Annotated in this window: 9 protein-coding genes; 5 read left to right on the top strand and 4 right to left on the bottom strand. The window is 52.0% G+C overall.

Going from position 1 to position 14,349, the window contains the following annotated elements; translation table 11 throughout:
• Positions 1 to 437 precede the first annotated feature (437 nt).
• The 3 genes from NBH09_RS09685 to glf form a co-directional block, all read right to left on the bottom strand.
• The gene (locus tag NBH09_RS09685; protein ID WP_250787827.1) at positions 438 to 1,334 is read right to left on the bottom strand and encodes an RICIN domain-containing protein; all 897 of its coding nucleotides are present in this window, start codon (positions 1,332 to 1,334) and stop codon (positions 438 to 440) included.
• Between the two features lie 82 nt (positions 1,335 to 1,416).
• Positions 1,417 to 2,358 (bottom strand): hypothetical protein, encoded by a 942-nt coding sequence (locus NBH09_RS09690; RefSeq protein WP_250787828.1) that lies wholly within the window; start codon positions 2,356 to 2,358, stop codon positions 1,417 to 1,419.
• Positions 2,359 to 2,565: 207 nt separating this feature from the next.
• On the bottom strand, positions 2,566 to 3,690 hold the full coding sequence (gene glf / locus NBH09_RS09695) for a UDP-galactopyranose mutase (RefSeq protein ID WP_250787829.1): 1,125 nt from the start codon (positions 3,688 to 3,690) through the stop codon (positions 2,566 to 2,568).
• A 593-nt stretch (positions 3,691 to 4,283) separates the two neighbouring features.
• On the opposite strand from glf, the gene NBH09_RS09700 reads away from it, so the two are divergent.
• Positions 4,284 to 6,017, top strand: a complete 1,734-nt coding sequence (locus NBH09_RS09700; RefSeq protein WP_250787830.1) for an ATP-dependent nuclease — start codon at positions 4,284 to 4,286, stop codon at positions 6,015 to 6,017.
• Entirely contained in the window at positions 6,011 to 7,828 is a 1,818-nt protein-coding gene (locus tag NBH09_RS09705) for a UvrD-helicase domain-containing protein (RefSeq protein WP_250787831.1), read from the top strand. The genes NBH09_RS09700 and NBH09_RS09705 overlap by 7 nt, the downstream gene beginning before the upstream one ends.
• A gap of 410 nt (positions 7,829 to 8,238) precedes the next feature.
• Here the strand turns inward: NBH09_RS09705 and NBH09_RS09710 are convergent, their stop codons facing one another.
• Positions 8,239 to 9,597, bottom strand: a complete 1,359-nt coding sequence (locus NBH09_RS09710) for a KAP family P-loop NTPase fold protein (protein ID WP_250787832.1) — start codon at positions 9,595 to 9,597, stop codon at positions 8,239 to 8,241.
• A 206-nt stretch (positions 9,598 to 9,803) separates the two neighbouring features.
• Between NBH09_RS09710 and NBH09_RS09715 the strand changes: the two genes are divergently transcribed.
• From NBH09_RS09715 to NBH09_RS09725, 3 genes are all read left to right on the top strand, one after another.
• A complete protein-coding gene (locus NBH09_RS09715; RefSeq protein WP_250787833.1) occupies positions 9,804 to 10,406 on the top strand; it encodes a hypothetical protein in 603 nt (200 codons plus the stop codon).
• 32 nt (positions 10,407 to 10,438) lie between these two features.
• A complete protein-coding gene (locus NBH09_RS09720) occupies positions 10,439 to 11,410 on the top strand; it encodes an LAPAL motif-containing putative phage structural protein (RefSeq protein WP_250787834.1) in 972 nt (323 codons plus the stop codon).
• 448 nt (positions 11,411 to 11,858) lie between these two features.
• The gene (locus tag NBH09_RS09725; RefSeq protein ID WP_250787835.1) at positions 11,859 to 13,454 is read left to right on the top strand and encodes an SIR2 family protein; all 1,596 of its coding nucleotides are present in this window, start codon (positions 11,859 to 11,861) and stop codon (positions 13,452 to 13,454) included.
• Positions 13,455 to 14,349 lie beyond the last annotated feature (895 nt).

Raw genomic sequence — 14,349 nt, forward strand, 5'->3', positions numbered from 1 at the left:
CGACCGCATCGTCCACCACGGGAGGCTCGTCCAGTTCCGCGGCGAGTCCTACCGCGTCCGCCATGCCCTCATGCAGGAGGGCTAGCCGCTCAAAAAGCGTGCGCGCTTCCGATGCTCAGGCTGCTCAATTTCCGATGCTCTTTTTGCTCAAATCCTCTTGACGAAACACAGAACTTGCGGACAGGATCGAGGCGGCATAGGATATCAACCGTATTCCAAGTTCCAGGAAGCTGGGCTGACTCGCTTCGGATCGGGTGCTACACCAACTTGCTCGACACTACTGAGGTGTTCGGATGGAGTTGGTATTCAGGGTTGAAATTGTTTTTTCGTTTTGCAAATACTTGGTGCAAAACTAATAAAGTCATCGATTCGATTTTGACGGATTCATTTTATATCACAGGTACAGTTGACCGCTGTTAATTGATAACTCACTTGAATTAACCGATTACCTTGGCCGCCGCGAGGACCGAGGCGGCCTCCTCCCCGTCGGCGAGCACGAGGCCGGACCCGTCGCTCGGCGAGCCGCCCTGGAAGGCGGCGTACTTGCCCGTTCCCGCGAGCCTCAGGACGAAGCCCTCGCCGCGGGCGACGGCCTCCCACCTCTGCTCTGCCGCCCCGCTCCACGCCTGCTGCCTCACGCGCGAGCCGGCCTCCGCGGAGCCCGCGGTCAGCGCGAGGCCGGAGTGCGCGAAGGCGATGGAGACCGAGCCGTCCCCGAGGTCGTGGAACCTGAGCGCCTGGTTCAGCCCGCCGTTCCTGGACCACGCCATCGCGCGCGCGCCGGGCTCGACCGAGGCCGACCAGCAGTCGACCGCGCGGGAGGGGTCGTCGGCGGACAGCAGGGTCCAGGACGCGCCGGCGAGCTCGGGGAAGGGGGCCGGCGCGTTATGCTTAGCTGTGAAGTCGTATCTCGCTAACCACTTGTTGTTGGTCTGCGTGATGACGCGTGATGTTGCGATTAGTTCAACCTTGACGTCGTTAGCATTCCACTCCCTTTGATTCATCGCGTACGCAACAATCCCATTCTGAATCCCCGAGATGCTCGGCGGGAAGGACTGGTTGTCGGCATCGATGGAAAAGCTCTCTTTCTTGGCATCCAGGTGCTGCTGAACGCGGTCGGCGTACTTCTCTGCCCATTTATCGGCCTTGCCATTTCGCACAAAGTAATTGTTGGACAGGTCGGTCGAGCGGTAGGCGTAGCCGTCCTTCTGATAGTTTGCCGTGTGGTCGGAGTGTGCGATTGCCATGAGCTCGTCGGTCAGGCCAAAGTACAGATGGCGCTGGTCCAGGTCTCCGTACCAGTTGTCGCTGGTGTCGTCCCAGGTTAGGTCCATCTGACACCATTTGCCGTCGATCTTTACGGCGTTCCAGGTGTGGCCGTTGCCTGTGATGCGGCCGTTGGCGATGCCCGCGGCGTCAAGGAGCTTGGAGTAGATGCGCTGATAGCTCTCGCAGGTGCCCTGGTGGCGCGTGAGGCCGCTTTCGGCCGAGCACCAGTTGAGGTTGTGGTCGTACTCCAGCTGGTCGAGTGTCGAGTGTCCAGTCGTGGAGCCACAGCGCCATGTCGTATTCCGAGCCGTTTGTCTCTTGCCTGCACTGGGCCACGGCGCTGTTGACGATCTGCGTGACGCTCGGGCGGGCGGCGTCGTTTACGGTCACCTCCGCAGTGGTGCGCAGGTAGTAGATCCCCTTGTCGTTTTGGGGGTCGTTTCTGTCGTTGTCCATAAAGTAGAAGTAGATGCGGTACGTGCCCGATGCCGTGAAGTCAAATGTAAAGTCGTGGCCGGCGGTGCCTAGGCTGTGGTAGCTGGCCCATGTCTGGCGCGACGGGTCGCAGACGCTTTCCTGGCCGCCGCCGTCCCAATAGGTGGGCACGTCCATGCGCGCTTTGGCTTGGGACGAGCCGTTGGCCTGGGTTACGTGGAAGGTCGTCGCGGTGCCCGCGGGGGCGTCGTTCCACGAGACGGTGAAGGTGACGCCGTTTTGGCTTGCGGTTGCGCAGTGGGCGTAGCCGGTTTGTGACGTGGTGGAGATTGCGGCGGGCGTGGGGTTGGTTTGGGCTCGGAGGGATGGAGTGGGGGTGCCGGTTGCGGCGGTGGTGCTGCCAGCGCTTTCCGTGTTGACGGCGCTGGTGCCGGTGGATGTTGCGATGTTGTCCTCTACGGTATCTGCCGTTGCGTTTGTGTTGGTGCCGTCTTCGGCCTTGTCTGTGTCGCTGCTTGTGGCGCCGGCTTGCGACTGCTGCTCTGTGGTTGCCTGAGGCTGCATGGCTCCTGCGATGGCTGCCATGGGCATCGTCGCGCTGACCATGGACGCGCACGCGATCGCGCAGAACAGGTAGTAAAGGGGTCGTTTCATAGCGGAGCCTCTCGGTGAGCAGCCAATAGGGTCCGAAGGCAGCTCCAGGCCAGCACTCCGCACATATTTTGTTGGGGATTATTTTACGGTAACAGACTGCGGGTAGGGGATCCTGTTAATAAAATCGGGGCACGGATTTTGTTCCGCACCCCTCAAATCAAATGCTGTGCCGTATTGTTGGCAACCAGCAGCTATTTAGGATGGTTCCTACGCCTCCGTCGGCTCCACGCCCAGCTCGTTGCGGACGAGCTCGAAGGCGGCGGCGATGGCCTTGTCCATGTCGTAGTACTTGTAGCCGCCCAGGCGTCCGGCAAAGACCACGTCGCCCTCCTGCGCCGCCAGCTCCTCGTACTGCCTATAGAGGGCCTCGTTCCTGGCGTCGTTGATGGGGTAGTAGGGCTCGTCGCCGGGCTTCCAATCCGCCGGGTACTCGCGCGTGATGACGGTCTTGTCCTGCGTGCCGAACTCAAAGTGCTTGTGCTCGATGACGCGGGTGTAGGGGACCTCGCGCTCGGTGTAGTTGACCACGGCCACGCCCTGATGGTCGGCCTCGTCGAGCGTCTCGGTCTCGAAGCGCAGGCTGCGGTACTCCAGCGTGCCCAGCCTGAAGTCGTAGAACGCGTCGATGGGGCCGCAGTAGATCGTCTTGGCGGCGATATCGGGCTCGGCGGCGACCAGCTCCTTGTACTCCACGCCGCAGCGCACCTCGACGCCCTCGAGCATGTTGGCGACCATCTTGGTGTAGCCGCCCATGGGGATGCCCTGGTAGCGGTCGTTGAAGTAGTTGTTGTCGTAGGTGAAGCGGCAGGGGAGGCGCTTGATGATGCTCGCGGGCAGGTCGCGGCAGTCGCGGCCCCACTGCTTCTCGGTGTAGCCCTTCACGAGCGTCTCGAAGATGTCGCGGCCGACGAGCGACAGCGCCTGCTCCTCGAGGTTTGCCGGCTCGCCGATGTTCTCGGCGGCCACCTGCTCGGCGATCTTGGCGCGGGCGTCTGCCGGCGTGACGACGCCCGGCCACATCTTGGCGAAGGTGTTCATGTTGAAGGGCATGTTGTACATGTTGCCGTGGAAGTTGGCTACCGGCGAGTTGACGTAGTTGTTGAACTCGGCGAAGCGGTTGACGTAGTCCCAGACGTCCCTCATGGAGGTGTGGAAGATGTGCGCGCCGTAGCGGTGGACCTGGATGCCCTCGACGTCCTCGGTGTAGATGTTGCCGGCGATGTGGTCGCGGCGGTCGATGACCAGGACCGACTTGCCGGCGCGCTTGGCGGCGTTGGCGAAGACGGCGCCCGAGAGGCCGGCACCGACGACGAGGTAATCGTACTGGGACATGGATGAACTCCTTTTGATTTGGTGTTGGGTAGGGTTGCTGAACAAGCGCAGCTGATCGAGTTGTGCTGGTGAGTTAGTTCCATTTTTTAGTGTAGCAGATGGGGCTGGGCTTAATTCAATTTGTGTTGGCGCCGCTTTCGGCTTTGCCGGCATTGCCGGTAGTGACGGCGGCTTGTGCCTGTTACCCGACTGTTGCCCGAGGCTGCATGGCTTCTGCGGTGGCTGCCATGGGCAGCGTCACGCTGACCATGGACGCGCACGCGATCGCGCAGAGCAAGTAGTAAAGGGGTCATTTCATAGCGGAGCCTTTCGGTAAGCAGCCAATAGGGTCCGAAGGCAGCTCCAGGCCAGCACTCCGCACATATTTTGTTGAGTTTATTTTACGGGAACCCCAGTCAACATCAGCGAACTTTCTGGGGAATGTTGGGGAGGGGGAGGGAGCCTTAGGAGACGGCTTGGTGCATGCAAGCAACCTTCTTAGGACTACTCTTATGATTTACAAGTCGGTCGAAGTGGCTGTGCCTCAAGTTCAGTACAACACGAGGCGTGTTAGATTGTTGGAAGCCATAAAACCATAAAGGTCGGGAGGACGCATGAGGATCTCTAAACTGAGGATTGAGAACTATCGGAATCTCGATGGAGTGTCGATTAGTTTTGACGAGGACGTGAGCTATATTGTCGGCGAGAACAACCTCGGCAAAACGAATGTGCTTGACTTGCTCAATACAATTTTCAATCAAGCGACGATTAGCGAAGAGGATTTCGCTGACATTGAAAAGCGCGCAGGGGCTCTAGTAACTTTAAAGTTGGACGAGGGCGAGATCGGAATAACGGGGCTCGACATCGATCCTACGACCGGAAACACTATTACCATCTGCGCTTTTGCTGATGACCCGGATTCTCGAATTGAATTTAAGGCCGAAGGGAGCGGAGAAAGTATTCCACCCTCTCTGATGCGATCCATTCACATGTTCAGGTACTCGACTGCATCCTTTAATAGGGGAGACCTGGCGTTTGATGGTACCCGAGGTGTCGGTAAAGTTCTCTCCAAAGGTATCGCTCTTTATCTAGATAAGGAGGGTAAAGAGGTCTCCGATTTTCTGAATGGGAGCGAGCTCAAAGGTCTGGTTGCAGATCTCGGCGAAATCGTCGGCGACGTCCCGATCCTGTCATCATATGGTGTGAGGCCTGGCGTCGATTCATCGGATGGCGGAACGCTTGGAAGTTTGGTTACCTTGCTTGACAAGAGGGGCGTTCATTTTAAAAAGGCAGGGGTAGGCTTGCAGTACCTCGCTATTGCCTCGCTCTCGATAATCGAGAGCATTATGCGGCTTTCGCCTAAACGCCTTCAAGAGAGCCTTTGCTCAGATGATGATGACAGACGCGTGCTGCACGCCGTTCTGGCTTATGACGAACCCGAAGTCCACCTTCACCCGTATATGCAGAGGCGTCTCTCGAAGAGCTTGCATAGGATTTGCGAAGGGAAGGATGATGGATTCAATGCTCTTTTAAAGGACTATTTCGGAATTGATTCAATCAAAGCTCAGCTGATCATGGTGACGCATTCGCCTAACATTCTGGCTCGCGGCTATAAGAACATTGTGCGATTCGGGCAGGGCGAAAATTCGCCGAAGGTCATATGCGGTAAGGATATTGACCTGTCCGACAAGGTTGAAAAGCATCTTATGCTGAACTTTGAGTCGATACGAGAGGCCTTTTTCGCGCGGTCGGTTTTGGCTTTTGAGGGGCAGACGGAGTCTGGAGCCATTCCGGTGTTCGCTCGCAACCTTGGGATGGATCTGGATGATTATGGAGTTGTGCCTATCAGGGCCGGCGGGAAAAAGAACGTTAAACCACTCTGTGAACTTCTGGGCAAGTTCGAGATTCCAAATTATTCAATTGTCGACAGAGATGAGGATGAGCTGCAAGAAACTTCTGAAGACCATATAACGACAACCGAACGGGATTTCGAAGGTGAGGTCGTTGACTCGTTCTTCGCTAGCGATAACCAGGGTGCGTTTATTGCGCTTCTTGAGTCGATTGATCCTTTTCAGAGGGCAACTTGCATCAAGGGGAATAGTAAAGCTTTGAAAAGCGCCTGTGCTGTCTACGGCGTTAACTTGCGGGACCCTGAATACGATTTCCGGGGATCGGAGTTTGACGGGTTATTCGCAGACACGCCCAAATCACGTGCGCTTATGTATGCATGGCTTTCATCGAACAAGGGCGTCGTGTCTGGCGTCGCCCTCGCGGAGGCTCTTGGTGCTAATGGCGTTCCCACATGTTACAAAAGTATTATTCGCAAGGCCGTGGGGCTCGAATGCTGATGAGTCAGACTGACCTGCGGGATAGTGTTAGAGCCGAGATTGAGGCGCGCTGTGGTGGGGATGCGTCGCAGTGCTCCGCGATTTTCTCGCCATCAAAGAGGGTGTTCGTGGAGGCGCCGGCAGGCTACGGGAAGACCACGGTGATGACTGGGCGGGCTTGCTGGCTGCTGGCATCTGGCGAAGTCCATTCGCCAAAAAGGATTTTGGCCCTGACCTTTAGCGTTGCCGCCGCGCGGAGGATGCGTATGGATTTGGACATCACTATGTCGTCACTTCCTGGTCCCGTGGCCAAGCGTTTTGAGGACAGCGTCATGGCGACCAACTTCCACGGCTTTGCTTGGGCTCTGCTACGCAGATACTGGAAATCGCTCTCGCTCCCAGTGAACGTTGGCGAGCTCTCTATGGTTGATGACAACAGCGCCGTTAGCGAGCTGGTTTCGCGAGGTGGCAGGCTGACCTGGGATGAAAAGAATGCCGTTGACGACTTCCTCCGCTTCATGAGAAACGGTCAGGAAATGGACTTGAGGCGTGTGATGTTTTCCTTTAATAGGATCATCAAGGAAAGGTTTGCATCGAACGGTCTCTTGCCATACTCCGCAATGATTTCCCTTGCAATTGAATTGCTCGCTCATTTTCCCAAGTTAAGGTCCTATCTGTCGGCAGCATATCCTGTTGTGCTTGTCGACGAGGCGCAGGACACGAATGCGTTGTGCTATGTCTTCCTAAGGGGTCTGATTTCTGATGAGTCGGGGATCTGCATGTTCGGCGACCCCATTCAGCGTGTTTATGGTTTTATTGGTGCAATGGAAGGCTTAAAGGCAAAGGCCACTACCGACCTGCGTCTAACGCCGTTGGAACTCGAGCATAACCATAGGTTTTCTGGGAGATCTATCGTCGGGGGGCTCGGTGCTGCGATTCGCTCCAACATGAAGGGCGCCATTGCCGGCGGTACGCCCCGACTTCCCATATTTGTTGGCTCTACTCAGCAAGACGAAGCGACTGCCATCGTTTCCAAGGTTACGGCGCTCGCTCAAAGCAGTGGCGGGAGGATTGCGATTCTTGTTCGTAAGCGTGGTGCCCTTGCCGATCTCATTATGGAAGAGCTTGCTAAAGAAGGTATCTCTTACTTCAACGGACTCTTCTCGGATACAAGTCGGGGGTTCATCGAATTCAATGCGTTTGCTTTATCCAGGATTACCGATGCAGTGTCTGGAGAAAAGGGCGTCAGCCGGTCTGCTGCGGACAAAATAATCGACTCCATCTCTGATGAACTGCTGACTGGCTCCAAGAGGTTCGAGTATGGGCGGTCCTATGCCATGCTTCTAGGAGCGCTGCGGAAACACCTTAAAAATGACTGCGTCCCGATGGGTCCTTCGGAGCGCTTCGACTATATCGTTAGTATCTTTTCCGAGGGCTCCCTGCGACGTTTCTCCGATTACCTTGATGTGGGCATCTCCATGATGACCGTTCACTCCGCTAAGGGGCTCGAGTGGGACACCGTTTTCATTCCGGGCGTTACGCGTTTCGATTGGCCTGGAGGGATTTGCTCTCGTTGCGAAAATGCTGGTATATGCTTACGTTCTGCGCGAGGTTGCCAGATTGCTGATGCGAAGAAAATGCCAGATGGGCTTATTGAGGAAATAGGCCTGCTGTACGTCGGCGTCACTCGCGCCCGCAAAGCGGTATACGTCTCCGCTTCGATGCAGCGCAGAACAAATTACGGGAACTATCAGGTTGCCTGCCCCTCTTGCCTAACGTCTCTTCCGGGCATTGAGCCTGTAAGCTGGACGGTCATGGACGGGGAGGGGTGATTGCCGGCGGGATGGGGCGTGTCTGCTACTGACGCGAGGTCCGGTTGCGGCTCTTGCTGTGGTCTCATGGAGTGTGCCCAAGCTGTTCTTTGGCTTGAACGGCTTGGGCATTAGCGACTTGGTGGGATGCGGCGTTTGTTTAATTAGCCACTGTTGAATATTGTGAAGCAGTACCGTGGCATTGCGCCTAGGCACCGGGGCCGACATGGGCCCCAATGCCTATTTGCTAACGTCTGGCTTGGCAGCGCTGTTGCATGTTGGCTTCGCTCATGTTGATGCAGGTCGTATTATGCGCCTCTATCCGCGATGGTTGTATCTTTCCGGACGAAGTGATCGAGCGCCATCACTTTGGGCCTGGATGCAGTCGTCATGGAGCTGCGCACAAGGCCACTTGATGGATCTTCGGTGCTCTACAATGGCGGTGCCAGACGCTGATATAGCTGCTGATTGAAAGACATTCTGGTAAGTTCACTATTGCCCAGTTCTTTGACCCGCGGGTCCATGTCATTGTTGCCGTATATCAATGCGCATAGGTCTTCTACAAATCGCCTGCGTCTATTTTCGATATCTCGCTTATAGGGAAGCTCATCCATATTGGCTCCCCATACCGATTCAATCACTTCATCAAGATATCGAATGAAGCGATTGCTGTGTTTCGCAAGTTCGTAGACAGCCCCGAAGTCAGTGCTGGTCTTCATTTCGTGCCAGGCGAGTGGGTCATAGTAAGCGAGAATGTTTATTACAGGAAGCAGACCCTGGTCTGGGAAATGCTGAACCCTTCCATTCCCAAAGTGCTCCCAGTGGTTAGCAATGTATCTGGATAGATTTGTTATAGAGTCGATAAGCCTGTTGCAGGCTCTTAGTGAGGCTTGTTTGTAGCCGAGCAAATCGATGGTTATATCCATGAAGGTATATCCATCCATTGTATTGATTCCTTTATACAGAAGGTAATCAGCCGGTTTTATCGGATTTAGCTCAAGACGTTTGTCGTAGAAGCGCTCGAGGTATTTTCTGCCGTCGAATCTTGGGCCATATATGCCCTGGAGGGAATGTGCAAGCTGCGTAATGTCGGTTGAATAAACTACAACGATGTTCTCTTGCTGAAACAGGGTTTTGGTCTGCTCAAGTACCTTTATGGCGAATTCGGGCCGGCAGCGGTCGAGTTCGTCGATAAAGATGACGGCTCGGTCGGCAATCTTGGGTAGATTGCTCTTAATGAGCTCGTCAATTTTGCCTCGAAGCTCTCTCTCATTTTTGTACTGTTCGAGAAAATCGGTTCCGCTGAAATTTTCAATGACCCCATTGATGTCACCGCCATATCCGACAAGGGAAGCGGCGGCTTCTATGGCGCCAATGATTCCCTTTCTGAAATCCTCTCCACCCTTGACGCTCTTCTCGCCTGTAGTGCTAGCGATAGAGGCTAATACTGGCAAGATCGGATTGTCGAAATGGTCGTCCTCCCATGCGTTGAAATAAATGGGGAGGTATGGTTTCTTGTGTAGTTCCTCGTCGATATTACCGAATGTTGTGCTTGGTTTTGCGCTGTCCTGGCTAAGTGCCGGATTTGTCATTTGCAAGGCTCTTGCAACTTGCTTTACAAAGAATGACTTGCCAGAGCCCCAAGGTGCATCGATGACAAAGGTATACGGAGGCTCAACCGCAATGAGCATCTTTAGAAAGTCCTCGATTTCTCTCTTGCGGTGAAGCGGGTCCTGGGTAAGAGCGTCTTCAATTGCTTTCGGTGTAGGTTCTTCGTCGACTCGTTTCATGGTGACTGCCTTCTTTCTGTGGGCGGGGTTTCGTTTCGGTCTTATTCGTTCTGTAAATAGGATCGAAGGGTTTCTTCTTGTCTAACTTTCATCCGTAGGTTTTACCCTTTAAGTGTTTAACAATGCCTAGACCTGCTATTTTCCATACGCAGTGAAGTGGTATGGTGCTTGAGCTTATGCTGATTTCTATTTGTGTTGGGAGATTGATGGTTAACAAGTCCCGAGAGGGCAGGGACGGTGGGTTTGAAACCTCCGATGTCCTGATCACGGTTTTAACCTCTGCGGCCCTTCCGGTCGCCTCGCGCATCCTTACGCTTGCCTTTGGGGATAATTCCTTGTGGTCTGTCGACCGATTGTTCATTATCTATTTTGCATCATTTTCAGGATGGATATTGAGAAGTTATCTCCAGCTTGTCGTGGAGAGAAACGGAATGAGGGATAAAGGCTATACGTTTATGGATTCAGATGCGGCGGGGAATGCCATTTGGACGTTTCCCGTTGCTCTTTCTCTATTTTGTTGGAATCTAATACCAGGCTTAATCTCACTTCTTGCTATCTATTGTGCCGCAGCTTTTCTGCTTTGGAAGTATCGGAATGTCTTTTGCATCGACGTAGGAAGAATGGTATTTATCGGGTTGTGTACGCTTCTTTCCGTGCTTTTCGTGGAAGCGTTCTGTGCAGTCTATTTGTCTGATTCGGTATCTGAAATATATCAATTTGTTATCTATACGTTTACGTTGGTTTTTATTATTTCGTTTAATTTTGCGCTCGATCGCTTTCGAATAAAACGCTTCGGTCGCAGGAAATAGGACCCGTGATCTTATAAGGGTATGAGGACAACATGGACACTTCTACAAAAAATCAAACGCTCGTATATCGCTTTGTCGATGTAGATCCCGAAGAAGGCCTGGACGCCAAGGACCTTTCTAAGTTCCTAAGCCAATTTGACGGACTGATAAAAGAGGTCGCAAAAGAGTCGGGCTCCTTAGAAAAAACGACTATAAAAGTGCGTCCCTTTAAAGAAGGCTCTTTTATTACGGAATTCGTGATCCATTGTGTGCCCGGATTGATTGACGCGTTAAACAGTGACGCTATATCTGCAATTAATAATGCCGGCGGTCTTGTGGAGGTTCTATTTGCTATAGCGCACATAATTAAAAAAGTTAAAGGACATATCTCTAAATATAAGCCAACTGACAATGGAACTTTCGTATATGGAGAGGGTTCGGACGCAGTCGTTGTTCCCGTTGAGATCCACGCGCTAGTCCAGTCCCCAGAAATCGCTGAGAAATTTTCTAAGGTTATCACTGGTCCGATGAAAACATTCAAGAGGCCTTCGAGGGAGATTGAGATTAAGATTGCCGGTAGTAAGGCTTCAGAGGATGCTATTTCTTTTTCTTCAAGCGAGGCGACTTATTTTGACAGCTATAAAGACGAAGCTTTAAAGGCAACGCAGGAAGAGACGGTTGAGTATTCGTCCCACAATATCTGGGTTCGACCGTTATTTGGTTCCTACGGTGGAGATGTTTCCGGATATACATTTGAGTCGGGCTACGAGGACGAGCAACGAACATACAATAAGGTTCAAATAGACGACCGTGATTTTCTCGAACGTGTGCGAGATGGTGAGTATCGCTTAAATAGTGGCGACCTAATGCGTGTCGATATGACCATTAAAGAGGTCATTAATTTGAGGACGCAAAAAGTCCGAACCGCCGCATGCCATATAACTAAAGTTAGAGATTACCGTCCGATGAAAAGATGTGAACAGCTGACCTTTGCTGATTTTGTTGATGGGGAAAATAATGACTGACGTGCCGAATCAGGCAAATCGATTTGCCCGGACATTGAATGTAATTCTGCATCTGCCGCAATAGCGACGAAAACAGGTTACTATGTTAGTAGTGATGCAGTCATCGTTGACTCTAAGCGAGGCGATGACAAAGGAGGGTCGTTGTTCGGTTGTTGCCGGCAACGGCTCTTTGATTTTAGGAGTTACTTTTGCGATGGAATTATAGACTTTCGCTCAACTTATCGAACTTCTAGAGAGTCATGGCGTTCTAACTGATGCCGCTGCGCTAGATTGCCTGAGACGCGAAATGAATATTTGCTCGTCGGAGTACTGCTGAATATTGGGTCACCTGTGCGGTTCGAATTTTCAATTGTCGAGCAGCTTTTGTCTTTGATGAAGTCTTATAATTCTAGAAAAAATCAAACATATGTTCTATACTTATGGAAGTAGACTTGTTTGGAGGCGTTAGATGGAAGTCGGAAGAGATGACATTGTAGACAGCGTTGTACGTCTGATAAATGGGGTGGGGCGTAGCCCATATTTATTCGTCGGCTCGGGCTTTTCCCGTAGATACATGGGTACCGACGATTGGGTTGGCTTGTTAAGGCACCTCTGTTCCCGTCTTTCCGATGATCCCTTTCGGTTTGACTCGTACCTGGCACGTTGTCCAGATGAGTCTGACAATAGCGCATTGCCCTCTGCCGCGACGATGCTTGATAAGGATATGCGCATAGCTGTTCTTGAGGACCCTCGATTCGCTTCTTTTAGAGACGATCATGCAGAGGACATTCGTCAGCGCAAATCTGTTTTAAAGATTATGGCGGTCGAGAGGTTATCTTCGTTCAAACCTGACCATATGACGCATGAACTTGATATCTTGAGAGAGGTCGGCAGGCGGCGTATCTCTGGAGTCATTACAACCAACTATGACTGTCTACTGGAGTCACTGTTTCCAGAGTTTAAAGTTTTTGTAGGTCAGGATGATCTTGTCTTTCATAGAACTTTTGAAATGGGAGAGATCTATAAGATCCATGGGTCTATGGATAATCCTGAATCTATGGTTCTTGAGGAGGCAGATTACGCAAAACTCGCCGAAACCCAGGATTACTTGGCAGCCAAGTTGCTAACTATTTTTATGGAATACCCAATTATTTTTATCGGCTATTCCCTTAATGACCCCGATATCCAAGCTATCCTCATGTCGATTTCACGCTGCCTCGGTTCAAATAATCTCGCATTGCTCAAAGAGCGTTTTATTTTTCTAACTAGGGGCGAAAACGCAACCTCGACACATTCGATTACATTTCCGGGTATCGGCGAGATAAGCATGACCGAGATTAGGACGAATGATTTTGGCGCAGTGTATGAAGCAATTGGGCATTCCAAATGCTCCTTCTCGCCCAGGATCATTCGTGAGCTGCGCAGGAGTATCTACGCCCTGGCAGATAAGGGCGAGCCAAATGATTCTCTGGTAGTCGAAGCGAGTTTTAGCGACCTCGAGAGACTTCCGGAGGGACAGCATCTTGTGCTGGGCATCGGTGTCGCAAATGCATCTTTGGGCCACGGTCATATGGTCAAAGCCGAGCTTTTATATCGCGATGTCGTATTCGATGATGAACATGTCGCTCCCAAACTTGCCGTCGAGGAATATCTTCCTGCGCTGCTTGCTTCCAACTCGGGTGGTTTGCCCATGTACAAGTATTTAAGCGCATATTCTGGGGAAGTCCTTAACCCGAGGATATTAAAGGAATTAGATGAGAAAAGAGATCTGGACGCTTTTCTTAACAACAGCCTGCGAAAGGCAAAAGATAGCTATCATCTGTCGGGAATTAGACACTCGGTTAAGTCTGTTATAGCTAACGAAGGCTTTAAGGAAGCATTTAAAAAGTTAGTTTTACTTGAGGAGGATGAGCTCGATTTAAGTGAGTTGCTCGAGTATCTGAGGGCGCTCATCACGGACGATCGCAAGATAATCCACGGTAATAGCGAGCTAAAACGGCTTATTAGAATGTATGATTTTCTTAAGTACAAGAAGGCCTTCGACATATCGGCTACTAGTGAGTAATCCCACCTAGCGTCTATGAAGAAGGCCGTCTTTGTAAACTATGGCATCTGAGCGTATAGTGCGAACACCACGTGCAAATGCATACTTAATATAACGCTTTCTGCTTGAAATCACAATGGTGTCTGTTTCGACCTGCCAATCAAGGGAAGATGGTGTAGAGTATCTTCCTGCAATACAAAAGCTCTTTGGGAGCTTTAAGGGTGACGCTTTCAAACTGAGAGTCTTGCCCTTTTTTATGCGTGCAATGCCTGATATGCTAGCCAGACATCGTTTGATTTGGTTGAAAATCATGTGTGTCTTGATTTGAATTACATGATTGTCGCTTGCCTCAAATTTGCAGCTTTGACTTACGGATTGATAATCAGTAGCCTATCTAAAAAGCGGTATTGACGAGGGTAACCTACGGGTTCCGCGTCCAGAGGAAAGGCGGCTGTTCTTCTTGGGATGGCTGCCTTTCCTCTTTTTAGGAACCGCGATGGCGGCTGACCGGGAGACCTACCGCGGCGACCTCTCTGGCGTCCCTGAAGATCTGCATGCCCCCCTGTCTTCTTTGGGCTTTCATGAGATAGAAACGACTGGGGTTGGGAACAAGATGGATGCGCTTCTTAGTTACATAGCTGCTTTTTAAGAGCTACTCCCTAAAAGTGAAGATAATTTCTACTTGTGGCAGTGCCTGTAGACTAACAAGGGATATCGGCTAAATTAAAGTTAATTGCGGTGGAAGCCTTCGGGTGATACCTGAAGAGGGTTGATGCGTCGGCCCTCTTTTTTGTAATATGAGAAAGCCATTGTCAATAGGCATGTTCGTTCGAGCCCGGTTTGAAACCGGGCTTTTTCGTTTCCCGTCGGGAGAGCCCGCGCACGCTGCATGGCTTAGTCGACGCTTGCCTGGCAA

The organism is Collinsella sp. BG-O-102 (genome assembly GCF_023656745.1).
Classification (GTDB): domain Bacteria; phylum Actinomycetota; class Coriobacteriia; order Coriobacteriales; family Coriobacteriaceae; genus Collinsella.